Source organism: Bacillus cereus group sp. MYBK95-2 (assembly GCF_051915225.1).
Classification (GTDB): Bacteria; Bacillota; Bacilli; order Bacillales; family Bacillaceae_G; genus Bacillus_A; species Bacillus_A cereus.
Genome location: NZ_JBQAEH010000002.1, coordinates 250,168 through 276,279 on the forward strand (window position 1 = coordinate 250,168; position 26,112 = coordinate 276,279).

The window sequence follows — 26,112 nt, forward strand, 5'->3', positions numbered from 1 at the left end:
AGTCCTCCCAAAATATTTTCGGAAATTGTGGTTAGTAAATTCGGAAGACAGATAGTGTCGCAGTTGTATCGCCCGCAGGTCCTTGTTGAGGCCCTTGAGCACCAGTAGTCCCCGTAGTTCCTCCGCCTAGGCAACCAGATCCATATTGAACTAGAATAGCTTGACCAAGAGTTTGAAGAACTCTAACAAATTCTGTAAGTTCTGACTTAGGGATGTTAATATGGCTACATGCTCTTACTTCGCAACAATCATTACCATAAAATACTTTTCCTTTATTTTTATTGTTCATCTTTTCATTCTTTTCTTTCATAGAATCATTAGTCATTACTATATATTAAAATGAAATTTATACTAAATTCGTGATGGACAAACTACCATTTCTAAAAAAATAAGAAATTGGCCCACCTAGAAAGAAATAAGTAAGTAAGATATAGAGAAAGGTTTATATAATGTAAAGAAGAAAAGTTCAACATAAAAACTGCATGTCAATTGTTGAAGGATGTAACAATTGACATGCAGTTCGTGGATTGGATTTTATTTGTATTGATTTAATCTTTCAAGGGCTGTTTTAGGTAAGATTGGAATTGAAATAGTAAAAGTAGTACCATCTTCATTACTAGTCATTTTTAATGTACCGTTATGATTTTGAATAATTTTTTTCGTTACTGACAAGCCCAAACCTGTGCCGGAATCTTTTGTTGAGAAGAATGGATCAAAGATATAGTCTTGAATCGCTGGTGGAATACCAGTCCCATTATCAGTGAAAGTAATACGAACAAAATTATCTAGGCGGTAACTAGTGATTTGGATAGAAAGTTTTTTTTCTCCTTGAGCATCGACAGCGTTCTGGAATAAGTTTAAAAAAACTTGCACAAGTTCATGACGATCAATATGAACTAATATATCATCTAATTCGGTAGAAAAATTATAATCAATTGAAATGTTATGTAAAAAGACTTCGCTAGCTAGTAACTGTTGAATATACTCACGTAAAAATGTATTAATGGGAAAGGGTTCTCTTTTAAATTCACGTGTTTTTGAAAGAGATAAAAATTTTGTAATGATACTATTTGCTCGATCTAATTCAGGAATAAGTAAATTTTTAAATAGTTCTTTATTAGATGGAGAAACACTTTCTTGTAAAAATTGTAAATATCCTCGTACTGTTGTAAGAGGATTTCGTACTTCGTGTGCAATTCCAGCTGCGATTCGCCCTGCTAACGAAAACTTCTCTGCATCACGTTCTGTATTTAAATAATGAAAGACACTAATAACTCTAAAAATCTCCCCGTTATAATCACGAATAATTCGGTTATTTATAATGCCATAGTTTTTGTCTAAAACTTCTTCATTATATATTTCTGTTCCCGTTTTTAATGTTTCAATCGCTTTAATTTTTTCTTCCGGCAAGTTTAGTAATTGTTGAATCGGTTTTCCGATAATATCATTTCGTATTACACCGAAATCATCTGCAGCAACTTGATTACATAAAGTAATATTCCCTTTATTATCGACAAAAGTTACATGATGTGAAAAGGCATCAAAAATATGTACAAAGTGTTTTTCGAGTTGTTCAAATAAAAATAATGAATCACAAGTAAGTTGAAAATGAGCCTCTTTATTCTCTTTTGGTATTTCTTGAATGGAATGGGTTGTTCTAGTTTTCTTTATTCGTAAACCAATATGTGGATTTTTGTATGTGAAATGATGTGGTAATTGATTCACAAGTTCTTCATAAAAACGTACTTTATTTTCTAGTTCTTCAATTCGTTTTTCATGAGATACAGTAGCATCGTTTGGAAGCATAAATAAATAACCCCTCATTTTAAAAATTCTTCCATATAGTATATCATATTTTTATAAGGATACTCTTAAAGAAAAGGCTACATGATGCAAAGTGTTTGGAAAGTGAATAGAAGATGAAGTTAAAAAGGGAGGGGTATATGTGCTGTTTATTGGAGTGACAGGATGGGGAGATCATGATTCTTTATACATAAATCCCTATGAAAATAGAAATAAATTACGAACATACAGCGAGTATTTTCCTATAGTAGAAGTGGATAGCTCATTTTATGCGATGCAACCTGCACGAAACTATACAAAATGGGCAATGGAAACACCGAAAGATTTTTCTTTTATCGTAAAAGCATATCAAGGAATGACAGGACATATGAAAGGTGAAATTCCTTTTTCTACGTTCGATGAGATGTTTGATGTATATAAACAATCTATTCTTCCTTTAATTGAAGCTGGTAAATTAAAAACGATTTTATTTCAATATCCACCATGGTTTGATTGTAAAAAGAAAAATGTAGATTTTCTTCGATATACGAAAGAAAAAATGGAAGGTTTACCATGTGCAATAGAATTTCGAAATCAAACATGGTTTTATCCAGAAATGAGAGATAGGACGTTACAGTTTCTAGAACAAGAGAAATGGATTCATACAATTTGTGATGAACCACAGGCTGGGATAGGTTCTGTGCCACTCGTGTTAGAGGTTACGAATTCAGACATGGCATTAATACGTTTTCACGGTCGAAATGTTCATGGTTGGCTTGATAAAGGGGAAAACTGGAGAGCGGTTCGCTGTTTATATCGCTACAACAATAAAGAACTGGAAGAATGGGTTGAACGATTAGAGCAATTAAAAAAGAAAACAAAGGATATATACGTACTGTTTAACAACAATTCAGGTGGGGATGCAGCAGATAATGCGAAACAGCTTATGAAAATGATGAACATTACATATGGTGAGCCGAAGCCGGAGCAATTAAATTTTTTTGAATGATAATAAACAAGAAAGGCACTGTACAAACAGGGGGAATGTACAGTGCCTTTCTATATGAAAAAGAGGGGTAACAATGTTACTGAGCGTTTGGTTGATTCATCAATTGTTGGCTTCATAATAAATGATAATGGTTATCATTATCATTGTCAATGGTTTTTCTAAAAATATATAAAAAACTTTGTATATTTTAAATAGAGATAAAAAAAGAACAGCAATTAATGCTGTTCTTTTCCAGTGATGAATTGTTGTAAATCAAAAGGAGTTATCGCCTGGATAAATTCTTTTGAGATAAGTGTTTGAACAAGAGTACTCTCAGAAATAGAAGCACCTGTTTTCTTTTCGTAAGCTTGTTTTAATAAATCAAGTTTTTCAGCCGTTTCTTTCGGTAATTCAATTGTTAAAGTGTTCATAATTTCTCCCCCTTACTATTAGAGTACCACTACAATATAGGAGAGACAAGAAAAGAGAATGTGAAACATAAAAAAGGTTACCAAATTTTCAAATGGTAACCTTTTTTATGTATAAGAGTTATTAAGCAATACCGATATACTTTAAAGTTTTTGATGGAGTACTGTGATCAAAGAAGTGTTGTAAAAATGCAATATCAACACCTGATTTGTATGCACAATAACCCCAAGTTTTTCGAAGTGTATGTGAGCTAATCCCTTCTAATCCAACTTCTTTTGCAGCTTTGTTTAAAATGTACCATGCATGTTGTCTCGTAATAGATTTTGTTCCTTTTTGAGATTTTAACAATGGTTCATTACGTTTCCAAGTTTTACGTTCTTTCATGTAGTCTTCGATTGCGTGCTGTAAGTCTTCATTTACAGCAAACCATTTATGTTTCTTCACTTTTTCATTGTAAAATAAAATGGAATGGCGAACATTTTCATTTTCATCGATTACATCACTAACTTTTAATTGTAAGATTTCACTTACTTTTAAGCCAGAATTTACAGCTAATACGAATAATAAGCCATCACGTTTCGAAGATTGTAAAAGTATATTTTTGATAGTTTCTAATTGTTTTTCATTTTGAATAGGTTGTCCTGCTTGTTTCATTTCACGCACTCTCCTCTTTTATATGTGTAAAGGAAAGGATTAACTTGTTTCTTACTATAAAGGGAGAGTGTGAATTTCATGTGAACTCCTAGTGAAATTAAGACAAATTATTTGACTTCTTTTACTTTTTGTAAATTGAAATAGAATACAACACTGTTAGTCGTATTATACACACCGTATTCGGCATGATGGAGGTCTAAAATGTTTTTTACAATAGATAATCCGAGACCGGTACCTCCAGTGTGACGGCTACGTGATGCATCTAGACGATAGAAGCGATCCCAAATTTTTTCAAGACTTTCTTCAGGGATAGGGTTTCCTGTATTCTCGATTTCGACTTTTACGGTATCTTCTGCTTCTATAATGGAGACTTGTATTTTTTCTCCCTCTGGCGTATAACGGATTGCATTACTTAGTAAGTTCACAACTACTTGCTCAATGCGACTGCGATTTGCTTTAACAAGTATAGAAGGGTCTGCATCGATGTTCACTTGTAAATGTTTTTCTTCCATGCTAAATAATAATTTTGTGTAGACTTGTTGCGTTAATTCACCGATTGAGAACGTCGTCATATCTAGTTTGTAAGTACCAGATTCCAACTTTGCTAATTCTAACATTTCAACAATCAGCCTGTTCATATTTTCTGTTTCTTCTAAAATAACATCAGTATAATACGAAGTATCCTTACTAACACCATCTTTAATTCCTTCTGCAAAACTTCTAATTACACTTAGCGGTGTTTTTAATTCGTGTGATACGCCAGAAATGAATTCTTTTCTTGTTTTTTCTAATTGACGTTCACGTTCAATATCTTGTTGTAACTTTGTATTAGCAACATTTAATCGATCGATTCGATCTTTTAAATTTACAGATAATGTATTGATACTGCCAGAAAGCCCGCCAATTTCATCGTCAGCTGTAACAGGTAATTTCTCGCTGAAATCAAAATTAGCCATTTTTTTTGTAACACGATTTATTTTAATTAATGGCTTAACAATGATTTTTGAGTAGTAGAAGGATAACAAAATAATTACGAGAAACACGATGATTAAGGCATAGACATAATAATCTTTTAAAACGAGCATCGCTTCATTAACAGGCTGCAAAGATGCTATCGCAAAAGCGTATTCTGTAATCCTTCCATTTTCTATAATCGGTTTTACAAAGATACTATTTTTTATATTTTCTCCGCCATCTAATATGAAAGTACTTAATTGGTTCGAGTTAGAAGTTCCCTCTCTAATCATATCTGCAAAATATTGAACGGCTTGTAATGTTTCAATATCATTTGCAAGACGAACCTCCGCTTTGGATGGGAGCTGTAACTTAGTTATAACACCTGTAAAGACGATTCGAGTTGTAGATTTGTATCGGCTTGCAAGTCTGTTCTTAGAAGGGTTACCATTAATTGACTGAAAATCCGAATAGAAATGTTCGTTCTGCCATTGATTATAATTCGTTCCTAATTTTTGTGGTGTGATTATATTATTCTCTTGTACGACTCCATCAACATTGATTATTACATCTTTTTTTAAACCTAAATTTTCGAATTTATTATATTCTTCTGGTGTTAAAAGATTGTTGAGTGGAATGGAATACTGTTTATTATTGTTGGGATTAAATACATCGATATAGTAATTGTTATCACTTTTAATAATACCGTTAGAATCCAAAAACTGCATATCGGCATTTGTTTTATCATGAAATTCTTGTTTTAGTTTTCTAACCTGCTCATAACTTTTATCACTTTTATCATAATTATCTACGAATTTTTCAAAAGCAGTTTGGACTGTTTTTACTTTCTTATTAATATAAAATTTCTCTAAAAATAGAGATTGTCCTAGGAAAAAAAGTAGGAATATGATTGTAAATAAAGTGGATGTTAATAAAAATAGTTTAAAGACAATACTTCTGTTTTTCACTGCGTCACCTCTTATGAGAAATACTGTAAATGATTTCTTTATCCCGTTAAATCCGATTGGTTCAACTAATAATCAGTGGAGGATGGAAAAAACCTCCACTGATTAAAGTTTCACTTCATTATAACAAACGTTACAAGAAAGTAGAGGGGAGAAATCTGTCTCTTTATAAAGTAGTTATTTATAAAAAGTCACATAAAAAGAACTCGCCAGACGTATGACAAGTTCTTTAGTGTATTATTGTTGAATTGCTGCATCTAAAGCGATTTCAATCATTTCGTTAAATGTAGTTTGACGCTCTTCAGATGTTGTTTCTTCGCCAGTGAAGATGTGATCGCTAACTGTTAATACAGATAATGCATTTACACCGTATTTCGCTGCTAATGTGTAAAGAGCAGTTGTTTCCATTTCTACTGCTAATACACCGTAATCTCCAAGTTTTTTAACCATGTCCATGCTTTCACGATAAAACACATCTGCTGTTAAAACGTTACCGACACGAACGTGTAATCCTTTTTCAGTTCCAGCATCGTAAGCTTTCTTTAAAAGATCAAAGTTTGCAGCTGGTGCAAAATCAAATCCTGGGAATGTTAAACGGTTCATATTAGAATCAGTACAAGCCGTCATTGCGATAATAACATCACGAACTTTTACATCTTTTTGAATTGCACCGCAAGTTCCAACGCGAATTAAATTTTTAACTCCGTAGCTTTGGATTAATTCGTTTACATAAATAGAAATAGAAGGAACCCCCATACCTGTACCTTGAACAGATACACGTTTTCCTTTATAAGTTCCAGTGAAACCTAACATACCACGCACATTATTATAGCAAGTAACGTCCTCTAGAAATGTTTCAGCGATATATTTTGCACGTAATGGATCACCAGGTAATAGAATAGATTCAGCGATTTCGCCTTGTTTTGCTTCGATATGTACACTCATAAAAAAGTCCTCCTTATAATGTATTGATAGAAATCAATATCATTTGCATTATACACTACGAATCCTTTCAATTAAAATCTTTTTATTATTTGTAATATGTGCAAAATAGGAGGATTTCATAAATCATAATCTAGAATATATATCTTAAGAAGTTTTGTATGAATAGAGACAATAAAAATGGTAGGTGATGTTTTGAAAAATCTTGTCATTGGGCTTATTGCGTTAGTACTTATTGTGGCAGGAGGATTTTACATAAAAAAATATCAAGAAAACGAAGAGACTGTAGGAGATGTTCAGGAAGTAAAGTGGGATGTTTCAAATGGAAAGGGAAATGAGAAAGTAGATATTGTATTTCAGTTGTTAAACAACAAGAATAATGAAATTCGTGGTGTAAATGATCAAATGCGGGCAGTGATTGTAGATGGACAGTTAAAAAACATACAACAAATTAAACCCACATTTGCAGGGAACGGGTCATATAAGTTATCTTCCAAAATAGCAAAAGACGAAGAATATACAATATTTTTATACGAAGACAAAAATAAGTCCGTAGAGTCATTCGCTAGGAAGAATTTTGGTAGAACGAAAGAGGAGAACAATAAGAAAAAAGTGAAATTTCCAATCGACAGTGTACTTACAAAAAAAATAGGAGAGTATGAAGTTTCTCTTTTATTTGGCGCATTACATCCGAATGAACCAGTTACGTTAACATTTCAGTTTCAAGCGAAAAAGGGTGAAAAATTGAAATTGCATTCAGAGAGAGGAGAAGTAGAGTCACTCTATATAGTGGATGAAACGAAGGAGAATTTTTTATACGCTATGCCTGTAGATACGGATGAGCAATTACAATACCGAATTACATTTCCTGCCGAGGGCACGTATAAAATGTGGGGGAATTTCTATATAAATGGTAAGAAGTATGAAAAAGAATTTATTGTACAAGTTCAAAAAAGAAAAAACAGCTAAGAATTTAGCTGTTTTTTCTTTTTCCTATTAATTTTGTTACAGAGAGCATTGTAATTGGTAAAGAATGATTCTTCCTAAATGCTAAATATTTACCGCTCCATGCTGGTTTATATTTTTCTTTAAAATGTCGTAATCCGCTGAAACTATACGTATAACGAACGTTATTAAAGATTGCAGCAGCCACTCGTTCAGACCAGAAAGACTGTGTGGATAAACCAACATTTGAAAGTGGTGCCATACCGATATTAAAGGAGTGGTATTCATTTTCTTTTGCCCACTGGAATAAGTGGATGAAAATTGCGTCCATAATGCCGCTAGGCGCATCTGGATAATATCGCATTAAATCGACAGATAATGATCCGTTTTGATATACAGGCATGAATGTTGTGAATGCAATAATTTTTCCATCCGCATCAGATAATGTTGCGATAGGAGCGCGACTAATATATTCACGATCGAAGTATCCGAGTGAAAAACCTTTCTCTTTTTTTCCACCAAGCCATGCATCTGAAACTTTTCTTAACTCTTCATATAATTCGTCGGAGAAAGGTGGCTCATGAATAGAGAATGTATAGCCTTCTCTTTCAAAACGGTTGAAAGTAGCTCGCATGCCAGCGCGTTTCTTTCCTGTTATTGTAAAGGTATTTAAATCAACAACAGCTTCTTCACCAAGCTTAAAGAAGTTATAACCAAAATCGTGGTATAAACTCATCCATTTACTTTCAATTTGATAGAATACACAAATGTATCCAAATCGATCAGCCTCAGCTAAAAACTCTTGCAATACAGTACGATAGGAGGAAGGGTCCCCAATTGGATCACCCAGTACAATAAGTCGTTTTCCAGTTATTGAGAAGAGAATGAGTGCTTTTCCATCACTACTGAAAAAGAACTGTTTATCTCCTAAAAAACCTAAATGACTAAGTACATTTCCACCATGTTCATCTAAGAAGTTTTGTAATCGTTTATCATTAGCTGGTTGCCCGGGAAATTCATTTCGATAACGATTTGCAATGAGTGAACCAATTAGTAAAAAAGTAGGAACAAAAAAGGCAGCTGCTAATGCACTTCGTTTTACTTGTGTAATATTACGAACGACAAAATCAGGTTTGAAAGCTTCTTTTGCACCTGCAAATAAAATACCTAAGTTTTTATATAAATATAACGTTACAAGTAGGAATATAAAAACTTTTACGATATCGGAAAGTGAGACTTCCATTTTCTCACGTACAAACCTTTTACGAAGCATATACAATACAGCGAGTACGATTAATAAAATAAAAGTTTCTTCAACATCAATTCCTTTTAGTGTGTTAAAAATAGCCGCTCCAATTAAAGATACAATCGTCATATAATAAGAACGTTTTGTTCCGTAATATATCCCCCGCGAAAGAATGAGGAGGAGAATACCGAATGTTAGCGATAAGCTAAAAGAAAATTGAATAAGATGTTTTGGAGCTAGAATATGTAAGGCGTGTGCCCGATTTATACTTGTCGGTAGAATGGTTGATAAAATAACCATTAAGCCAGCAAATACTGTTAAAGCAGCAGATGCCCAAGAACCTAACTTTCCTAGAAAGTCACGCTGCAAAGTCCATATAACACCAGTTGTCTCTAATGCAGGCGCAATAAAAGGTTTATCTTCAAACTTTTTAATGGCTACTCCTGTCATTTCAAAAGCTGCAAAAATGAGACCAAGGCAGAAGGGCAAGATGTAATAGACGAGACGATATAATAACATAGCAGGGAGTAAAACACCTGTATCGATGCCGTATTGCCCAAGCCCAGTTAAGAAGACAAGATCAAATGATCCAAGGCCACCAGGAACAAGACTAACGACACCAGCTAAAGCAGCAATAACATATACGCCTAAAAACTTTTGGAATTCGATTTCAATGCCAAATAATAGTAATATGACGTACATAACAATACCAGCAGATACCCATTCGACTAATGAAACTAATGAGTATAAAACAGTTGGGTTTTTCTCCTCTTCTTCTTGTTCCTCTGTTTGCGTCGCTTTTCTATTTTTTAATTTAGAAAATCCGATATATATAGGGACGAAAAGAGCGAAGAAGATAAGAACAGGCCATAGCCATGGTTTTTCATGCAAAATAAATCTCGTGTCTAATATTCCGATAAGACCAAGAAATGAAAGAATGGCTAATCCATTAATAAAGGCAGTTGTCATCCAAGCGATACTTTTAATAAGTTTTCCATTTTCTTTTATATATGGACGATAAAGCATTGTGCGTACGCCGGCTCCAACAAGACCACCAAACCCGATAAATCCATTTAAAGTATTAGCAATCCACGAGATACGGAAAATCTTTTGGACAGGAATGTCAGCTTTTAAGTAACGAAGCATAACATAGTCATAAAAGAACATTGTTGATACAGCGAATGCACCAAGTGTAATTGCTAAAAAGACTCCTCCAGTTGGAATGTTTTTAATTGTATCAATCGCTTCTAAAAAAGAAATGCCCGCTAATTCTTTTTTTGCTTGAAAGAATACAATTGTTAATACAACAAATGGGAAGATAATTTTCCCGATTTGTAAGAAACGTTTCCATGAAAACGACATAAATACAACTCTCCTTGTATAAGAAAACTGAGACAATAATATTATTATGACAAACTTCAAGAAAAATAAAAAGGTAATTTCCTGTATAGGGGAGCTATTTTTTATATAGGTATATTTAAAAGAATATTTTGTTTATCAGAAAATTAAGTTAGAATAAGGTGAAAGAAGGTTGAGGGGGGAGTATATGATTATAAAAGGTTACGTAGGATATGAGTTAGAAAAAGAGAAACCTAATACATCAGAAGATTTTTTTAACAGATCTGAAGTGACATATATATTAAATGGTAAAGAGAAAACTTTTTCGGTTTTATACGTTCGATATTTTGAAGAAGTTTTACAAGAAATTACTCCTTTTGAAGGAAATCCAGTGTATAAAGTAGAAGAACAAAACATATATTTGCGCGATATTGTAGCGATATGTTGTTTAATGAAAGATAAGGAGCTTCGTGCGCAAAAACGTTTGTATTTAAATAATATGGAAGAATTTCAACAATATTTTGATGAGGGAACGGTGTCGAAAGTACAAGAAATATTGGCTGAATTACATAAAAATAAAAGAGTAGAAATAGCGTGAAATGGCAAAGGAGAGAGAAAAAATGTCTAATTTTATGGTTGAAAATCAAACAGAACAAGTTTCTATATTTTTAGAAGATGCTATTAATTTGATAACCAATTATGTAAATTATCATACGTTACCTTCTTTATTAGAGGAAACACCAGCAGGGAATGAGCGATATTATAAAGGGTTATTAGCATCAATGAGACGACTTCTCGTTTTTTGCGAAGAAGGACAGGATGCATGTTTTGTTTTGTTGAATAGCCAGCCATTTCGAAAAACAGCAGCTGAAAAAATTTTATATAAGATTTACCATCAAGTAATTGCAGAGTTTTTTTCACCGAAGAGTGATCATTGGTATGAAAATAGTCGGTCTGCATATACAGGGAAAAATTCTATCGTTTTTCAACAAACACCACCTGCATCTTTAGAGCAAGTGATGAAGAGTTTAGAAGGTAAATTTCAATTGATGCGTGAAGAACTAGAATATTATGAGACGGATTATCAGACAAAGATGTTACACAAATATTGATTGAGGAAAAGAAGCTAAGGTGACTTAGCTTCTTTTCCTTTTGTACAGTTATATAAGGGATTTTCATTGAATATAGTTAAGTGGATAGCATTAGGGAGGTGCAACATGAATCAGCAAGGTGTATTTACAGATTACTTTCATGAAGTAGAAAATTGGTGTGAAAGTGTTCTTCACGTATTAGATAGTCGCGCAATGGAAGTGTATGATGTCCATATGCTTGCTTATAAAATTCAGACGTTATTAGAGCGTATGAAAGAGCATGAGTATGAAACAGATGCAGAGTTTATGTATGAAATAAGCGATGATGTAGAACATATTCAGCATCACTTGCAGGAAGTATTTATGCAAGAAGAAGAGGAATATGAATTATATGAAAGAGGGGATAGTGAACGAGCTGTCCCAATTGGAGGACATACACTCCCGCCATTACCTTATCCATATAATGCGTTAGAACCGTATATTTCTAAAGAAATTATGATGTTACATCATGATAAACATCATCGGAGTTACGTGGAAGGATTAAATAAAGCAGAGAAGATGATGGAAGAAGCGAGAAAAACAAATAAATTTGATTTAATTAAGCATTGGGAAAGGGAAGCGGCTTTTCATGGGTCAGGTCATTACTTACACACGATATTTTGGAATAACATGAAAAAAGACGGTGGTGGAAGTCCAAGAGGAACTTTTTCACAACAAATTGAACAAGATTTTGGGAGCTTTTTACGTTTCCAAAAACATTTTACAGAAGCAGCCTCTAAAGTAGAAGGTTCAGGCTGGGCAATTCTCGTTTGGGTACCCCGGTCTGGAAGGTTAGAAATTTTGCAAAGTACACTTCATCAATTATTTACACAATGGGATACGATACCGCTCCTTGTACTAGATGTCTGGGAACATGCGTATTATTTACAATACCAAAATCGAAAAGATGAATATATTAAAAACTGGTGGAATGTTGTAAATTGGCCTGATGTAGAAAAAAGGTTTGAAACTGCGAAACAAATTGAATGGACACCATATTAGACGCAAATTCTCTGCGTCTTTTTTAATGGAAGTAGAAGGAAGATTTCGTTCATATTTTAAAAGGCCAAGCATACACTTGTACAAAAAGTGCCAAAAGGACGTGGGGGAAATATGAGACGAATTTGTGTAATCATTACGCTTCTTATGATGTATGCAAGCGTTATGCCGATTCCTACATATGCAAAGATGAACAGCAATGTTAGTGCTCGAAATGCTGTATTAATGGAGCAACAGTCTGGTCGTGTATTATACGGAAAGGCAGAACATGAGCCTCAAAAAATTGCTAGTATAACAAAAATTATGACCGCCTTATTAGCTGCTGAATCAGGGAAGATGAAAGAAATGGTATCAGTTAGTAATGAAGCGGTGAGGGTGGAAGGATCGGCAATCTATTTAAAGCCTGGACAAAAAGTGAAGTTAGAAGATTTAGTATACGGACTCATGCTTAGATCTGGTAATGACGCAGCGCAAGTAATTGCTGAAAGTGTGGGTGGGAGTATAGATGGATTCGTATATTTAATGAATCAAAAAGCGAAAGAAATTGGAATGAAAGATACGCACTTCTCAAACCCTCATGGCTTAGATGGAGATGGATCACATTATTCGTCGGCTTACGATATGGCATTATTAACGAAATATGCAATGGGAAACGAGACATTTAAGAAAATCTTTGGAACCAAAACATATAAATCAGATTCTTGGGATTACCCGTGGAAAAATAAACATAAGCTGGTAACGTCTTATTATGAATTTGCAACAGGGGGAAAAACAGGCTTTACGAAGAAAGCTGGGCGAACGCTTGTTACAACGGCATCAAAAGGTGGACTAGATTTAATTGTCGTAACTTTGAGTGCCTCTAGTGATTGGGATGATCATATGAATTTGTTTGATAAAGGTTTTGACCGTTTCAAACAAACGAAAGTTTTAGGACAAGGAGCAATTGCTGAAATAAATGAAAAGAAGTATGCCAACCATGTTTATACGAAAAATAGTTTTTCGGTACCGTTAACTGAAGAAGAAAAAAAGAACGTAGTATTAAAAGTTGAACTCGATAAAAGTACAAAACTTACGGATGGAGTAAAGGTTGGGAAGACAGACATTTATGTTGGTAATGAAAAAGTTGGAGAACGGAATTTATTTTATAGTAAACGAAAGTTAGTAGCTACAACGGGACTTTACTGGAATAATGTGAAAGAAATTTTTTCTTACATGATAGGTGTTGGGAACGATGGTTAATCTCGTATGGGTAGCGATGGCTGTCATTGGGATTGTATACGCCATGATAAATGGAACGATGGAAGAAGTGAATAAAGCTGTATTTGACGGAGCAAAAGATGCGGTAACGATTTGTATAGGACTTATTAGTGTTTTAGTATTTTGGCTCGGTTTAATGAAAATTGCAGAGGAAGCCGGATTGTTAAAAAAATTAGTTACACTTTTTATGCCGATAGTAAAAAGGTTGTTTCCAGAAATACCAAAGGATCATCCGTCTATGGGATTTATTCTATCAAATATGATGGCAAACTTTTTTGGTCTAGGTAATGCAGCGACCCCTCTTGGTATTAAAGCGATGGAACAACTGAAAGAGTTAAATGGAGGAAAGGATTCGGCGAGCCGTTCTATGGTGACGTTTCTAGCATTAAATACATCAGCTATTACATTAATTCCTACGACAGTCATTTCCATTCGAATGACGTATGAATCAGCGAATCCTACTGAAATTGTTGGGGTAACATTTATTGCACAAGTACTTTCTATGATTGGGGCAATTTGGATTGACCGCTATTTTTACCGAAGAAGGAGTAGAAAGGGGCGGAAAAAATGAGCATTGTAAATACAATTTCCTTATGGGTAATCCCTTGTGTAATTGGTTTTATCCTTTTATATGGCACAATAAAGAAAGTGCCGACGTATGAATCGTTCGTTGAGGGAGGAAAAGAAGGGATTCAAATTGCAATTTCCATCTTACCGTTTATGGTTGGAATGCTTGTGTCTATTTCTATATTCCGGTCTTCAGGTGCGTTAGATGCAATGATATCGGTAATGAAGCCAATGTTAGATTTGATCCATGTTCCAGCAGAAATTGTACCCTTAGCACTTATACGCCCTATTTCAGGCTCTGCTGGTTTAAGTATTACGACCGATTTAATTGCAACATATGGGCCAGATTCGTTTATTGGGAGATTGGCTTCTACGATGCAAGGGAGCACAGATACGACTTTCTATATTTTAACTGTATATTTTGGAGCGGTTGGGATTAGAAAAATGGGGGATGCACTAAAAGTAGGACTTTTTGCAGATTTAATCGGGATTATATGCTCAATTGTGTTCGTTTCTTTATTGTTTCAGTAATACTATTCATTTTTTACGCTATTTCGCTTATAATACGTATACGACCACTATTAAGGTGTAGCTTAATAGTGGTTTTTTTATGTGGTATTTTTGACAAAATGATGAACTTTTATTGTGAGAAATATGAAAAATATGGACAATAATAAAGGGTAAAAACATGATTTGACCTTTATATGTTTATTATCATCGCTATGTTGTTTAAGTAAGATGAAGCGAATAGCCGTAAAGCGTATGCGGTTGCCAAGTCTTTCTAATGTAAGGTAAGATAAATTCGAGGTGAAAAAAAGAAATGGAACGATTACAAAAAGTGATTGCGCAAGCAGGTATTGCATCGAGAAGAAAGGCTGAGGAATTAATTCAGCAAGGAAAAGTGAAAGTTAATGGAAAAATAGTGAAAGAGTTAGGGACAAAAGTAACTCCTCAAGATAAAGTAGAAGTAAATAATATCCCTCTTGAAAAAGAAGAACCTGTTTATTTTTTACTATATAAACCAACTGGCGTAATTTCAAGTGTATCAGACGATAAAGGAAGAAGTGTTGTAACGGACTTTTTCCCGGAAATTACACAACGTTTATTCCCAATCGGACGCTTAGATTATGATACGTCTGGCGTATTATTAATGACAAACGATGGGGACTTCGCAAACGTATTAATGCATCCTAGATATAAAGTTGAAAAAACATATGTTGCAAAAATAAAAGGGCCATTAACAGGTGAGAAAATTCGCATGTTAGAACGCGGTGTTACGTTAGAAGACGGTAAAACAGCACCAGCACGTGTGAAAATTATTTCTTGGGACAAGCGTAAAGAGATGGCTATTGTACAATTAACAATTCATGAAGGACGTAATCGTCAAGTACGTCGTATGTTTGAAGCGTTAGACTGTAAAGTAGTGAAATTAAAACGTGAACGTTATGCTTTCTTAGAAGTAGGAAGCCTGCGACCTGGTGATGCGAGAGAATTGACACCACATGAGGTGAAACAATTACGCGCGCTTGCTTCTACAAAGCCAAGATAAGCTATAGAGTTAAAAATTCACCAGTGGAGTGCTCTGCTGGTGATTTATTCAATACAACATTTACAGAAGATAATACATAACATTTACCGAGGAGAGGAGAGGTAATATGAAGAAAAATCGCTTATTATTTCGCGTTATTATTCTACTCATTTTATGTGGTGCTGTAGGATTTACCCTTTATCAAGGATTCTTTGCTAATAAAGAGAAAATGCAAATCGGAAAAGAAGCACCTAACTTTATTGTGACGGATTTAGAAGGAAAGAAAATTGAACTAAAAGATTTAAAGGGAAAAGGTGTATTTTTAAACTTTTGGGGCACGTGGTGTAAACCTTGTGAAAAAGAAATGCCTTATATGAATGAATTATATCCAAAGTATAAAGAAAAAGGCGTTGAAATCATAGCGTTAGATGCAGATGAAACGGATATTGCAGTAAAGAACTTTGTGAACCAATATGGTTTGAAATTCCCAGTTGCCATTGATAAAGGACAAAAGATTATAGGAACATATGGAGTAGGTCCTTTACCGACAAGCTTTTTGATTGATAAAGATGGAAAAGTAGTGGAGCAAATTATAGGGGAACAAACGAAAGAACAGTTAGAAGGGTATTTAAAGAAAATTACTCCGTAATAAAGAAAGCCTTTACATAAGGGGTGCGTGTTTATAGTGCCTCCGGTTTAAAAATTCTGAGTATTGCGGTAACTTGAGGTTAGAATATACAATAGTACATATAGATACAGGGGCGGTGAGAGTGTTGAAAGAAATTAAATGTGAATGTGGACATGTTAATCCGATAGGAACCGTTTTTTGTGAAGCTTGCGGGAAACCATTTGAAAGCAATGAAAATGCAAAACTATTGGATATGCGCTATGAGGGGAGTGCACGGAGATCTCTCACGCAGACAAAAACGATAGTCGATAAAATTTGGAGCTTTTTCTCTTCTGTAAAAGTAGGTGTATGGCTAATCGTAATAACTTTAGCTGCATCAGCGATAGGAACTATATTTCCGCAAGAAATGTACATAACTCCAGGTATTGCACCAGCTGAATATTATAAACAAGAATATGGATTTTTAGGACAATTATACTATCAATTAGGGTTTAATAATTTATACGGTTCATGGTGGTATATGATTTTGATTGCTTCTATCGGTATTTCACTTGTGATATGTAGTTTAGACCGCGTTATTCCACTTTATAAAGCTTTAAAAAAGCAAGGCGTAAAAAGACATCCTAGTTTTTTAAAGAGACAGAGATTATATGGGACTGGTACACCGCAAGAAGGTGACCTGGAAAGAGTGCAAGAGAATTTAAAGAAAAGAAACTATAACGTGAAAGTGGAAGACGGAAACGTTTTAGCAGAAAAGGGACGCTTCTCGCGTTGGGGTCCATATGTAAATCATATCGGTCTTATTATCTTTTTATTCGGTGCGATGCTTCGTTTTTTACCGAGTATGTACGTAGACGAAGCACTTTGGTTACGTGACGGTGAAACGAAAGAAATACCAGGGACGGATGGACAATACTACTTAAAAAACGAGAAATTTATAAAAGAAGTTTATGATAAAAGTAAGGACAAGGAAGTTTTTGATGAAGCGATTGATCGTGTAGGCGATAAAATGATTGCGAAAAACTTCCAAACGAATGCCGTATTATATAAAGCAGTAGGAGAAAATATAGCAGGACAAAAACCGAAATTAGAAAAAGTAAAAGAAGCGGAAATTCGAGTGAATGAACCACTGAAATTTGATCAATTTGCAGTGTATCAAGTGGATTATAAAGAAAGTGAATTTAAAAGTATGTCCTTTAACTTGCAAAATAAAGAAAATAATCAAAAGTGGGGACCAATTAAAGTAGATTTAACGAATCCTAAGGAAAAATATGATTTAGGAAATGGTTATTCTCTAGAACTATTAAGCTATTTTCCTGATTTTTATTTTGATGAGAATGGAAAACCAAATACAAAAACGAAATTACCAAACAATCCTGCATTTGTATTTAAAATGTTTACACCTGAAACACCAGATGGTGAAGTGAGTTTTGTTGGTATTCAGCAAAATATAGAACCAGATGGAAACAACAAATATAAAATGTCGTTTGCAGGTGTTGAAATGCAAAATGCCACAGCACTTACTGTAAGAAAAGATTTAACGCTTTGGATTCTCGGCATTGGAGGATTTATATTTATGGTTGGTGTCATTCAAGGTATGTATTGGAATCATCGCCGTATTTGGATACAACGTGTTAATGATGAATGGTGGATTGCAGGGCATACAAATAAAAATTGGTTCGGTTTAAAGAAAGATATTGAAAGAGTACTAGAAGGTACAGCAATTCCACAGCCAAATGATAAAGTAATTGATAAAAAAATTAGTTAAGGTGGGGAAACGATATGGTGCAAATAAGTAGTAACTTTCTCTTTACCGCATTTATTTTATATTTAATTGCCACTCTATTTTTCGGGGGAGCAATTAAAGAAAAGGGTCATAAATGGGCAAATGTAGGAATAACGATTACAATTTTAGGGTTTATTGCACAAACAGTATATTTTGTTACAAGGTGGATTGCATCAGGACATGCGCCAGTTAGTAACTTTTTTGAATTCGGTACATTTTTCGGCATGATGCTTGTAGGAGCATTTATTGTCATGTATTTTATGTACCGTGTAAGCATAATCGGACTATTTGCATTACCAGTTGCGCTTTTATTAATTGCCTATGCAAGTATGTTTCCGAGGGAAATATCTCCGCTTATTCCATCTTTAAAAAGTAATTGGTTACATATTCACGTGACGACGGCAGCAGCAGGACAAGCCATTTTAGCGATTAGTTTTATTACAGGTGTTATGTATTTATTGAAAAATGTAGATCAATCGACGAGAAGTAAACGTACATTTTGGCTAGAGACGGTAGTATTTACACTTGTTTGTACAGTTGGATTTATTGGAGTAACAACGGTATTTTCTAGTATGAAATATGAAGCGAAGTTTCAATGGATTGATAAAAATGAACAACAAGTGGAAATGAAATACAATCTTCCGGCTTTAGTTGGACCGCACGAAGGGAAGTTACTGACAGAAAATAAATTAGAACCGGCAGTTGAAGTTCCAGCGATTGTAAATGCGAAAAAATTAAATACTGTTATTTGGTCAGTGTTAGTTGGAACATTACTGTATATTGTATTAAGACTTGTTTTACGGAAGCGAGTATCGGCGGCACTTCAGCCGTTAGTAAAGAATACGAATAGTGATTTACTAGATGAAATCGGATATCGATCTATTGCAATTGGATTCCCAGTGTTCACATTAGGTGCATTAATTTTTGCGATGATTTGGGCACAAATAGCGTGGACACGTTTTTGGGGCTGGGATCCAAAAGAGGTTTGGGCACTTATCACTTGGCTCTTTTATGCGGCAGTATTACATTTACGCCTATCAAAAGGATGGCATGGAGAGAAGTCAGCTTGGCTTGCAGTAATTGGTTTTGCAATCATTATGTTTAACTTTATTGTAGTAAACTTAATTATTGCCGGTTTACATTCATATGCATAGAGAAATAAAATAGGGGAGTGCATGTCACTTTCCTATTTTATTTTTGTCAACTTTTCTTCTTTTTTGAGAAAAACATGACAAAGTAGCGGTTGATTTTGTAAAATGATGTCGAGGACATTATATGCTGTTCAAAAAAAATACATAGTTTTGGAAAAAAATTGAACAAAATTTATTATTCTTGTGAAGCATAATATGGGAAGTGAAACATTTAGAAGATTGCTTAAATAAACGAGAATAGCGCAACATAATAGTTAAAGAAGGGTAGGTGTGAACCGCTGAGGTGAGAGTGCGCAGCGGGTAGAGATGGAAAATGAATCAAGAATTTTAATTGTAGATGATGAGGATCGTATTCGTCGTTTATTGAAAATGTACTTAGAAAGAGAACAATATACGATTGAAGAAGCAGATAATGGTGATACAGCTTTAGAAATGGCGTTGCAAAATGATTACGATTTAATCTTATTAGATCTTATGATGCCTGGTAAAGATGGCATTGAAGTATGTAAAGGGGTTCGTGAGAAGAAAGCGACACCAATTATTATGCTGACAGCAAAAGGTGAAGAAGTAAATAGAGTACAAGGATTTGAAGTTGGAACAGATGATTATATTGTAAAGCCATTTAGTCCACGTGAGGTCGTACTACGTGTGAAAGCGGTATTACGTCGTGCTGTACCAACAACATTCTTTACACAAGATACAACGACAAAAGATGTTACTGTATTCCCGCACTTAACAATTGATAACGATGCACACCGTGTTACTGCAGATGGTAATGAAGTAAACTTAACGCCGAAAGAATATGAGTTACTATTATTTTTAGCGAAAGCTCCTGATAAAGTATTCGATCGTGAGCAACTGTTAAAAGAAGTATGGCAATATGAATTCTTCGGAGATTTACGTACAGTTGATACACATGTAAAGCGTTTACGTGAGAAGTTAAGCAAAAAATCACCAGATGCAGCGAAAATGATCGTTACTGTTTGGGGTGTAGGTTACAAATTTGAGGTTGTGAACGACTGATGCTTTGGAGAAGTGTAGTAGGGAAGTTATGGATGACCATATTACTTCTCGTTTCGTTTGTTCTTGGATTTGTTGCGATTTTACTTTCACAGTTTTTTAGAACGTATTATGTTGATATGAGTGAAGCTAGGCTTCAAAAAGTTGCAACAAGTGTTTCAGAGTTAATTGAAGAAGGTGCCGATGTAAAAACGATTGAGAATATCGCTTACAAATTCTCTGACCCACTTTCAAGGATTATTATTGTAGAAGATGGTAAAGAAATCTCTTCTTCACCGAAACAAGAAGGGTTAGTCACTCTTACAATGGATGACTTAAAAGAAGATAAAGAATTAGCGGCTGTGTTTACAGACAAAAAAGAAATTAAGAATAATATTAGAAAAGCGTCTAATAGTAGGAAGAATAAAAACACCGAAAATGATATTATGATCGTCGGAAAACCAGTGCAATCAAAAAATCAAAGTGCAGTGTTCGTATATGAATCTTTACAAGTACCGATACAAGGTATGGAAAGAACAACTGATTTTATTTTCTTATCGGCTGGAATTGCGATTATATTAACAACTTTCTTTGCGTTCTTCTTATCTACTCGGATTACAGCACCGCTTCGTAAAATGCGTGAGGTTGCTTTTGAAGTGTCACGTGGGAAGTTTGATGCAAAGGCTCCTATGGTATCTCAGGATGAGATTGGTGAGCTTGCAACGGCCTTAAATCAAATGGGAAAACAGTTGAAGTTTAATATGAACGCCTTGCAACAAGAAAAAGAGCAGTTAGCAAGTATTTTGAGTAGTATGGCAGATGGGGTTATTACGTTAAATCAAGAAGGTGAAGTCGTTGTAATCAATCCGCCGGCCGAACATTTCTTACAAGTTTGGCAAGAAGAAAAAGAGATAGAGCTCAGTAAAAAACTACCTTCTGAACTTGTGGAATTATTCCATCTCGTTGTAGAAAGCGAACAACAACAAGTTGTTGAAATTAATTTACAAAAAGGAAACTATGTAGTTCTTATGACGCCGCTTTACAATCAAACGAAAATTCGTGGAGCTGTAGCAGTGCTGCGAGATATGACGGAAGAACGTCGTCTTGAAAAGATGCGTCAAGATTTTATTGCGAATGTATCACATGAACTTCGTACACCAATGGTCATGCTGCAAGGGTATAGTGAAGCGATTTTAGATGATATTGTGCAAACGAAAGAGGAAATAGATGAGTTTGTTCAAATTATTTATGATGAATCTGTTCGTTTAGGTAAACTTGTAAATGAATTGTTAGATTTAGCTCGTATGGAAAGCGGTCATGTAGAGTTACATATTGGTGAAGTGGATATACATCCGTTTGTTGAAAAAATTGGTCGTAAATTCCAAGGAATTGCAAAGGATAAAGAGGTCGCGTTAACGGTTGATTTCAAAGATCCAATTGAACAATACCCGTTTGATGCAGATCGTATGGAACAAGTATTGACGAATTTAATTGATAACGCAATACGTCATACGAATGCAGGCGGACATGTAACGCTTGTAATTGATACGAAAAATAACGGTCTTATTTTTGAAGTACAAGATTCGGGTGCAGGCATTCCAGAAGAAGATATTCCATTTTTATTTGATCGTTTCTATAAAGCTGATAAAGCAAGAACACGTGGGAAAAAGGGTGGAACAGGACTCGGGCTTGCGATTGCGAAAAATATTGTTCAAGGCCATGATGGTAAAATTTCTGTATCAAGTGTTGTTGGAGAAGGAACTACATTCTCTGTATATTTACCGAATCGTATAATTTAGATATGCGTTTTTAAAGTTGATAATGAATAAAGTTCTGCTGTTTTTTATTTTTTTGTAAACTCAATTAAATAAAGAATGGTAGAACTTTTTTCTATGTTGCTCGAATAAAGAATAACAAGAGAGGTGCTGTGAAGAAATGAAATTATATACAAAAACAGGAGATAAAGGAACGACAAGTGTAATAGGTGGCAGGGTTGATAAAGATGATATCCGTGTGGAAGCGTATGGAACAATAGACGAGGCAAATTCTCATATTGGATATGCAATGACTAAGCTTCAAGGCGGGGCTTTTATAGATATTTACAATGAGCTCGAAAATATTCAACATGAACTATTTGATTGCGGAGGAGACTTGGCAATAGTGGAACAAAAAATTCCTTATAAAGTGACAATTGTGATGGTTGAAAGTTTAGAAAGAAAGATTGATTTATATATAGAAGAAGCCCCGCCACTAGAACGCTTTATTTTGCCAGGTGGTAGCGAGGCAGCGGCTACTATTCATATTGCACGTACTGTTGTAAGGAGAGCAGAACGCTCTATAGTATCATTGCAAAAAGAAGTGAAAATAAATGAAGTTGTATTAAAGTATGTAAATAGATTATCTGATTATTTGTTTGCGATAGCTCGAGTAATAAATGCCCGATTACAAGTGAAAGATGTGGAGTATAACCGTAGTGCATTAGTTTTTCGTGATAAGAAAGAGAAGGAAGTGGAGTAATTCACTTTCTTTTTTTGTATACTTTTTTCTGTAATATACCAAAATAGAGAAGGTATGGTGGTAATTAGAAAACGGAGGATGTATATGAAAGTTTTAAAATGCGGTGTCATGTTATTGAGTATACTGTTTGTATCTCAATTACATGTTTATGCAGAAGAAAATCGATGGACATGGCCTGTTGAAGGTCAGATAAGTGATTATTTTGGGACAAGGCATGGAAAACACTATGGTATTGATGTAGCTGCGCCGATTGGAACGCCTGTGGCAGCTATCCAAGATGGTAAGGTAACGAGGTCTTATTATTCAAGTAGTTATGGAAATGTTGTATTTATTAAACACGGAGAATATGAGGCTGTATATGCACATTTAAATAAGAGATATGTGGATCAAGGAGATTATATTTCCAAAGGAGAAAAAATTGGAGAAGTAGGGAACACGGGAGAATCGCGAGGTGCGCACTTACATCTAGAACTTCATCAAGGAAGATGGACGATGGCGAAAAAGAATGCGATGAACCCATTGCTTGTTTTAAGTGAACAAAGAAATGAAGTTGTTTCTTCGTCATTATATGTCGTACAAAAAGGGGATACTTTAGTTAGTATTGCACGGAAATTTAGTATGACACTTAAGGAAATTAAAGAAAAAAATGGATTGCAGCAAGAGCTAATTTATCCTAATCAACAATTATATGTTAAGTAAAGGAAACGCTTCAAAAATTAAACTTTGAACAAATTTATGTTCTTCTTAAATAAGATTCAATATAAATGAAATTATATGGGCGCTTTTGCTAGAACTATTGAGTGAATCAGAGCATCTATATCTAAAAGAAAACCGTCCCAAAATTTATTTTGGGACGGCTTCTTTTACCAAAAAATAAAGACACATATAAATCCAGAAATAGCTAAATAGCTATATAAGTAAAAAACTTTTGTTCTTGTTTTCTCTTTTGTTCGAAACAGTACGATAGTCGGTTCAATTAAACCGATTGTCAAACAAAGTAGGCCAAGAAGCATACAACCAATCGAGATAGAATACAGGGCGATTTGTGGTGCTTGAAATGGAATCATCCATTTTAATAAAAATGCAATAAGTGCAGTGTAACAAATACTACCGATGTATTTATTCAGTGGTGTATTAGAACGAAAACCAGGAAGTTTTTTTAAGAAAGAGCGGGAAACAACTTCTGTTTGTAAAGATGTATGCTCTTCAATAATTTTTTGAGCTTCTTTTCCTTTTTGAAAAAGAGATAAGATCCAATTTCGCTCACCCTGAAAAATAAATTGAGAAGTTGTCAAATAGTGATCAATCTTCACTTTATTCCAACTCTTCCACGGATGACGCTCACACAATTTTAATTTACTTTCTGTTTTTTTATCATACTGATAAATACTGATGCCATCTTCATCGAAAGTAGCATAGTATGTCTCGTTTGAGAATGTGCCTAAATCAATTGGGCAGTAGAAAAGTAATTCTTTTTTTAAGTAAAAGTATTCTTTTCTTAAGTTTTTTTTCATTGCTTCTCGAATAGAATGTCTCTTGTCTTTTTTCATGACATTTCCTCCATAACTCAGAAAATGTTCTTATCTTAACAATTCAATATCTTATCACTTTTAATTATATATGACTAGGTAATTCAAAAGAGAAATGCCGAATAATAAAAAATATGGATTGTATTGTAAAATATCTCGCAATTTATTTGTTGTTACGAAAAATAAATAACTAATTTTAAATAAGTTACAATTTTTTAGTTCACAATGTTATGAGGTTGTTGTATAATGAAGGGGAAAATAGAATATCGGTCTATCTTCGGGGCAGGGTGAAAATCCCGACCGGCGGTGATGAACTATTTATGATTTTGTTCTAAGCCCGCGAGCCGTTAAGGCAGGATTTGGTGTGATTCCAAAGCCGACAGTATAGTCTGGATGGGAGAAGATGGAGGTTCAAGCGTTCAAAAAAGATATGGATTTGAACGTCTGTTTGATGTGCCTTAAATTCTCCCTTTGTGTAAAACACAAAGGGTTTTTTCGTTCTATGAAAAAATAGGCATAGCAGAACCTTTCCACTTTCCATGAGATGATCGATGGAAAAGGAGAGAGAAAGATGAAACAAAAAAACAGTGTAGTGCAGATGGTGAGTGTAGCGATGCTAAGTAGTATTGCATATTTACTAATGATGTTGGATTTCCCGTTCCCAGGGCTTCCGCCATTTTTGAAAATTGATTTTAGTGATGTACCAGCTCTAATTGCGGCAATTATCTTTGGACCAGTAGCAGGAGTGATTGTAGAGGCGATAAAGAACATTTTACATTACGGGATTCAAGGAAGTTTAACGGGAGTACCAGTTGGAGAAATTGCAAACTTTATTGCAGGATGTTTATTTATTGGGCCAGCAGCTTTCTTATTTAGAAAGTATCGTACTGTGAAGAGTTTAACTACAGGATTAATGCTAGGGACAATTACAATGGCACTTATTATGAGTGTATTAAACTACATCATCATATTCCCGGCGTACACTTGGTTTTTAAATTCACCAGCTATGTCTAGCGAAGCTATAAAAACAACGGTTGTAACGGCAATCTTACCATTTAATTTAATTAAAGGGATTGTTGTAACAATTGTATTTGTAGCATTATTCTCACGCCTGAAAGTATGGGTGTTTGCAAAAATGAAAAATGCATAATATATACTAAAACCATTAGTAGTGTGAAACTACTAATGGTTTTTTATTAAGGAAAATAAAATTTAGATACAAAAAACGCCCCTCATCAATAGGAGGGGCGTTTTTTGAAGTTAATAAAAGACTATTCGAATTTTAAAGCGTCTCCGTCGAATGATTCGTCAGCAACTTTAATTGAGTCAGTTGGACAGCCTTCGAATGCATCCATCATATCTTCAATTAATACATCTGGAATTTCAACGATACCTTGGTTATCATCTAATGTTACAAATGCAATACCTTCATCATCATAGTCATAAATGTCTGGTGCAGCAGCGCCACAAGCACCACATGCAATACAAGTATCTTTATCAACGATTGTATATTTTGCCATCTTTTTTCCCTCCTGATAATATGTATGTGAAAAGCTCGCCATAAAAATTATAACCTTATTGTAAAACGGTTTGTAAAACTTTTCAACATAAAATTATAATGATAATGCTTATCAATTAGAGTGTCAACTTATTTTTGAATTATGTCATAAGATTTTCAAAATACGTAAATATGATTTCGTTTGATACAATAGAATATATACAAGTATATAGTTCTTATATGATAAGTTTAATGAGCGACAGTAGATAGTGTAATTGTA

The 26,112-nt window shown here is 34.3% G+C and carries 26 protein-coding genes and 1 riboswitch; of the genes, 17 read left to right on the forward strand and 9 right to left on the reverse strand.

The features are described 5' to 3' along the window. Window positions 1-31 precede the first annotated feature (31 nt). Both ACTFN4_RS08260 and ACTFN4_RS08265 read right to left on the reverse strand, forming a co-directional pair. Window positions 32-310: a hypothetical protein gene (locus tag ACTFN4_RS08260; RefSeq protein ID WP_439962312.1), complete on the reverse strand. Its 279-nt coding sequence runs from the start codon at window positions 308-310 to the stop codon at window positions 32-34. 224 nt (window positions 311-534) lie between these two features. Further along, window positions 535-1,806 (reverse strand): ATP-binding protein, encoded by a 1,272-nt coding sequence (locus ACTFN4_RS08265; protein WP_000937244.1) that lies wholly within the window; start codon window positions 1,804-1,806, stop codon window positions 535-537. 139 nt (window positions 1,807-1,945) lie between these two features. Here ACTFN4_RS08265 and ACTFN4_RS08270 point away from each other — a divergent pair, with 139 nt between their 5' ends. After that, window positions 1,946-2,791, forward strand: coding sequence for a DUF72 domain-containing protein (locus ACTFN4_RS08270; protein WP_000897361.1), 846 nt, complete (start codon window positions 1,946-1,948; stop codon window positions 2,789-2,791). A 215-nt stretch (window positions 2,792-3,006) separates the two neighbouring features. Here ACTFN4_RS08270 and ACTFN4_RS08275 read toward each other — a convergent pair whose 3' ends face one another. From ACTFN4_RS08275 to deoD, 4 genes are all read right to left on the reverse strand, one after another. Further along, on the reverse strand, window positions 3,007-3,201 hold the full coding sequence (locus ACTFN4_RS08275; RefSeq protein WP_001094858.1) for a DUF3924 domain-containing protein: 195 nt from the start codon (window positions 3,199-3,201) through the stop codon (window positions 3,007-3,009). Window positions 3,202-3,322: 121 nt separating this feature from the next. After that, the gene (locus ACTFN4_RS08280; RefSeq protein WP_000806236.1) at window positions 3,323-3,853 is read right to left on the reverse strand and encodes a tyrosine-type recombinase/integrase; all 531 of its coding nucleotides are present in this window, start codon (window positions 3,851-3,853) and stop codon (window positions 3,323-3,325) included. Window positions 3,854-3,960: 107 nt separating this feature from the next. Beyond that, a complete protein-coding gene (locus tag ACTFN4_RS08285) occupies window positions 3,961-5,775 on the reverse strand; it encodes a sensor histidine kinase (protein ID WP_000797516.1) in 1,815 nt (604 codons plus the stop codon). Window positions 5,776-6,009: 234 nt separating this feature from the next. After that, on the reverse strand, window positions 6,010-6,717 hold the full coding sequence (deoD, locus tag ACTFN4_RS08290; protein WP_000110707.1) for a purine-nucleoside phosphorylase: 708 nt from the start codon (window positions 6,715-6,717) through the stop codon (window positions 6,010-6,012). Between the two features lie 177 nt (window positions 6,718-6,894). On the opposite strand from deoD, the gene ACTFN4_RS08295 reads away from it, so the two are divergent. Next, window positions 6,895-7,683, forward strand: coding sequence for a hypothetical protein (locus ACTFN4_RS08295; RefSeq protein WP_000232610.1), 789 nt, complete (start codon window positions 6,895-6,897; stop codon window positions 7,681-7,683). A gap of 4 nt (window positions 7,684-7,687) precedes the next feature. Here ACTFN4_RS08295 and mprF read toward each other — a convergent pair whose 3' ends face one another. Further along, window positions 7,688-10,267 carry a bifunctional lysylphosphatidylglycerol flippase/synthetase MprF gene (mprF, locus tag ACTFN4_RS08300; protein WP_000010848.1) on the reverse strand — a complete coding sequence of 860 codons (2,580 nt, stop codon included), beginning with the start codon at window positions 10,265-10,267 and terminating at the stop codon, window positions 7,688-7,690. A gap of 184 nt (window positions 10,268-10,451) precedes the next feature. Between mprF and ACTFN4_RS08305 the strand changes: the two genes are divergently transcribed. The 14 genes from ACTFN4_RS08305 (at window position 10,452) to ACTFN4_RS08370 (ending at window position 23,504) form a co-directional block, all read left to right on the forward strand. Beyond that, window positions 10,452-10,841 (forward strand): hypothetical protein, encoded by a 390-nt coding sequence (locus ACTFN4_RS08305; RefSeq protein WP_000584367.1) that lies wholly within the window; start codon window positions 10,452-10,454, stop codon window positions 10,839-10,841. A gap of 22 nt (window positions 10,842-10,863) precedes the next feature. Then, entirely contained in the window at window positions 10,864-11,355 is a 492-nt protein-coding gene (locus ACTFN4_RS08310) for a YpuI family protein (RefSeq protein WP_000064519.1), read from the forward strand. Window positions 11,356-11,460: 105 nt separating this feature from the next. Further along, window positions 11,461-12,375, forward strand: a complete 915-nt coding sequence (locus tag ACTFN4_RS08315) for a superoxide dismutase (RefSeq protein WP_001075741.1) — start codon at window positions 11,461-11,463, stop codon at window positions 12,373-12,375. A gap of 111 nt (window positions 12,376-12,486) precedes the next feature. After that, the gene (gene dacB / locus ACTFN4_RS08320) at window positions 12,487-13,611 is read left to right on the forward strand and encodes a D-alanyl-D-alanine carboxypeptidase DacB (protein WP_001252638.1); all 1,125 of its coding nucleotides are present in this window, start codon (window positions 12,487-12,489) and stop codon (window positions 13,609-13,611) included. Further along, window positions 13,604-14,200, forward strand: coding sequence for a spore maturation protein SpmA (gene spmA / locus ACTFN4_RS08325; RefSeq protein ID WP_000247811.1), 597 nt, complete (start codon window positions 13,604-13,606; stop codon window positions 14,198-14,200). Before dacB ends, spmA begins: the two co-directional genes overlap by 8 nt. Next, window positions 14,197-14,727 carry a spore maturation protein SpmB gene (gene spmB, locus ACTFN4_RS08330; RefSeq protein ID WP_000029514.1) on the forward strand — a complete coding sequence of 177 codons (531 nt, stop codon included), beginning with the start codon at window positions 14,197-14,199 and terminating at the stop codon, window positions 14,725-14,727. Before spmA ends, spmB begins: the two co-directional genes overlap by 4 nt. A 289-nt stretch (window positions 14,728-15,016) precedes the next feature. After that, window positions 15,017-15,745, forward strand: a complete 729-nt coding sequence (gene rluB / locus ACTFN4_RS08335) for a 23S rRNA pseudouridine(2605) synthase RluB (RefSeq protein WP_000440556.1) — start codon at window positions 15,017-15,019, stop codon at window positions 15,743-15,745. 106 nt (window positions 15,746-15,851) lie between these two features. Further along, a complete protein-coding gene (resA, locus tag ACTFN4_RS08340; RefSeq protein ID WP_000742192.1) occupies window positions 15,852-16,373 on the forward strand; it encodes a thiol-disulfide oxidoreductase ResA in 522 nt (173 codons plus the stop codon). Window positions 16,374-16,494: 121 nt separating this feature from the next. Then, on the forward strand, window positions 16,495-18,120 hold the full coding sequence (resB, locus tag ACTFN4_RS08345) for a cytochrome c biogenesis protein ResB (RefSeq protein ID WP_000910522.1): 1,626 nt from the start codon (window positions 16,495-16,497) through the stop codon (window positions 18,118-18,120). Between the two features lie 14 nt (window positions 18,121-18,134). Further along, entirely contained in the window at window positions 18,135-19,292 is a 1,158-nt protein-coding gene (gene resC / locus ACTFN4_RS08350; RefSeq protein ID WP_000250083.1) for a cytochrome c biogenesis protein ResC, read from the forward strand. Window positions 19,293-19,595: 303 nt separating this feature from the next. Then, the gene (resD, locus tag ACTFN4_RS08355) at window positions 19,596-20,312 is read left to right on the forward strand and encodes a DNA-binding response regulator ResD (RefSeq protein ID WP_000426861.1); all 717 of its coding nucleotides are present in this window, start codon (window positions 19,596-19,598) and stop codon (window positions 20,310-20,312) included. Then, window positions 20,312-22,087, forward strand: a complete 1,776-nt coding sequence (gene resE / locus ACTFN4_RS08360) for a sensor histidine kinase ResE (protein ID WP_000964673.1) — start codon at window positions 20,312-20,314, stop codon at window positions 22,085-22,087. Before resD ends, resE begins: the two co-directional genes overlap by 1 nt. 136 nt (window positions 22,088-22,223) lie before the next feature. Beyond that, window positions 22,224-22,805, forward strand: a complete 582-nt coding sequence (locus ACTFN4_RS08365) for a cob(I)yrinic acid a,c-diamide adenosyltransferase (RefSeq protein WP_000781268.1) — start codon at window positions 22,224-22,226, stop codon at window positions 22,803-22,805. Between the two features lie 84 nt (window positions 22,806-22,889). Next, entirely contained in the window at window positions 22,890-23,504 is a 615-nt protein-coding gene (locus ACTFN4_RS08370; RefSeq protein ID WP_000866117.1) for a peptidoglycan DD-metalloendopeptidase family protein, read from the forward strand. A 164-nt stretch (window positions 23,505-23,668) separates the two neighbouring features. On the opposite strand, the gene ACTFN4_RS08375 is transcribed toward ACTFN4_RS08370, so the two are convergent. After that, window positions 23,669-24,355, reverse strand: coding sequence for a hypothetical protein (locus ACTFN4_RS08375; RefSeq protein WP_000710837.1), 687 nt, complete (start codon window positions 24,353-24,355; stop codon window positions 23,669-23,671). A 248-nt stretch (window positions 24,356-24,603) separates the two neighbouring features. Further along, window positions 24,604-24,743, forward strand: a riboswitch (FMN riboswitch). 162 nt (window positions 24,744-24,905) lie between these two features. Between ACTFN4_RS08375 and ACTFN4_RS08380 the strand changes: the two genes are divergently transcribed. Next, window positions 24,906-25,484 carry an ECF transporter S component gene (locus tag ACTFN4_RS08380; RefSeq protein WP_000810855.1) on the forward strand — a complete coding sequence of 193 codons (579 nt, stop codon included), beginning with the start codon at window positions 24,906-24,908 and terminating at the stop codon, window positions 25,482-25,484. Between the two features lie 121 nt (window positions 25,485-25,605). Here the strand turns inward: ACTFN4_RS08380 and ACTFN4_RS08385 are convergent, their stop codons facing one another. Continuing rightward, window positions 25,606-25,854 (reverse strand): ferredoxin, encoded by a 249-nt coding sequence (locus ACTFN4_RS08385; protein ID WP_001151993.1) that lies wholly within the window; start codon window positions 25,852-25,854, stop codon window positions 25,606-25,608. Window positions 25,855-26,112 lie beyond the last annotated feature (258 nt).

What these genes read in the sequence shown, in the direction of transcription:
- ACTFN4_RS08385 (WP_001151993.1), bottom strand. Translation starts at nt 25,854, where the DNA reads ATGGCAAAATATACAATCGTTGATAAAGATACTTGTATTGCATGTGGT.
- ACTFN4_RS08370 (WP_000866117.1), top strand. Translation starts at nt 22,890, where the DNA reads ATGAAAGTTTTAAAATGCGGTGTCATGTTATTGAGTATACTGTTTGTA.
- ACTFN4_RS08265 (WP_000937244.1), bottom strand. Translation starts at nt 1,806, where the DNA reads ATGCTTCCAAACGATGCTACTGTATCTCATGAAAAACGAATTGAAGAA.
- dacB (WP_001252638.1), top strand. Translation starts at nt 12,487, where the DNA reads ATGAGACGAATTTGTGTAATCATTACGCTTCTTATGATGTATGCAAGC.
- resE (WP_000964673.1), top strand. Translation starts at nt 20,312, where the DNA reads ATGCTTTGGAGAAGTGTAGTAGGGAAGTTATGGATGACCATATTACTT.
- ACTFN4_RS08375 (WP_000710837.1), bottom strand. Translation starts at nt 24,355, where the DNA reads ATGAAAAAAGACAAGAGACATTCTATTCGAGAAGCAATGAAAAAAAAC.
- ACTFN4_RS08380 (WP_000810855.1), top strand. Translation starts at nt 24,906, where the DNA reads ATGAAACAAAAAAACAGTGTAGTGCAGATGGTGAGTGTAGCGATGCTA.
- ACTFN4_RS08305 (WP_000584367.1), top strand. Translation starts at nt 10,452, where the DNA reads ATGATTATAAAAGGTTACGTAGGATATGAGTTAGAAAAAGAGAAACCT.
- resA (WP_000742192.1), top strand. Translation starts at nt 15,852, where the DNA reads ATGAAGAAAAATCGCTTATTATTTCGCGTTATTATTCTACTCATTTTA.
- rluB (WP_000440556.1), top strand. Translation starts at nt 15,017, where the DNA reads ATGGAACGATTACAAAAAGTGATTGCGCAAGCAGGTATTGCATCGAGA.
- ACTFN4_RS08295 (WP_000232610.1), top strand. Translation starts at nt 6,895, where the DNA reads ATGGTAGGTGATGTTTTGAAAAATCTTGTCATTGGGCTTATTGCGTTA.
- ACTFN4_RS08280 (WP_000806236.1), bottom strand. Translation starts at nt 3,853, where the DNA reads ATGAAACAAGCAGGACAACCTATTCAAAATGAAAAACAATTAGAAACT.
- resC (WP_000250083.1), top strand. Translation starts at nt 18,135, where the DNA reads ATGGTGCAAATAAGTAGTAACTTTCTCTTTACCGCATTTATTTTATAT.
- spmA (WP_000247811.1), top strand. Translation starts at nt 13,604, where the DNA reads ATGGTTAATCTCGTATGGGTAGCGATGGCTGTCATTGGGATTGTATAC.
- ACTFN4_RS08315 (WP_001075741.1), top strand. Translation starts at nt 11,461, where the DNA reads ATGAATCAGCAAGGTGTATTTACAGATTACTTTCATGAAGTAGAAAAT.
- spmB (WP_000029514.1), top strand. Translation starts at nt 14,197, where the DNA reads ATGAGCATTGTAAATACAATTTCCTTATGGGTAATCCCTTGTGTAATT.
- ACTFN4_RS08365 (WP_000781268.1), top strand. Translation starts at nt 22,224, where the DNA reads ATGAAATTATATACAAAAACAGGAGATAAAGGAACGACAAGTGTAATA.
- resD (WP_000426861.1), top strand. Translation starts at nt 19,596, where the DNA reads ATGGAAAATGAATCAAGAATTTTAATTGTAGATGATGAGGATCGTATT.
- mprF (WP_000010848.1), bottom strand. Translation starts at nt 10,267, where the DNA reads ATGTCGTTTTCATGGAAACGTTTCTTACAAATCGGGAAAATTATCTTC.
- ACTFN4_RS08275 (WP_001094858.1), bottom strand. Translation starts at nt 3,201, where the DNA reads ATGAACACTTTAACAATTGAATTACCGAAAGAAACGGCTGAAAAACTT.
- ACTFN4_RS08310 (WP_000064519.1), top strand. Translation starts at nt 10,864, where the DNA reads ATGTCTAATTTTATGGTTGAAAATCAAACAGAACAAGTTTCTATATTT.
- ACTFN4_RS08260 (WP_439962312.1), bottom strand. Translation starts at nt 310, where the DNA reads ATGAAAGAAAAGAATGAAAAGATGAACAATAAAAATAAAGGAAAAGTA.
- deoD (WP_000110707.1), bottom strand. Translation starts at nt 6,717, where the DNA reads ATGAGTGTACATATCGAAGCAAAACAAGGCGAAATCGCTGAATCTATT.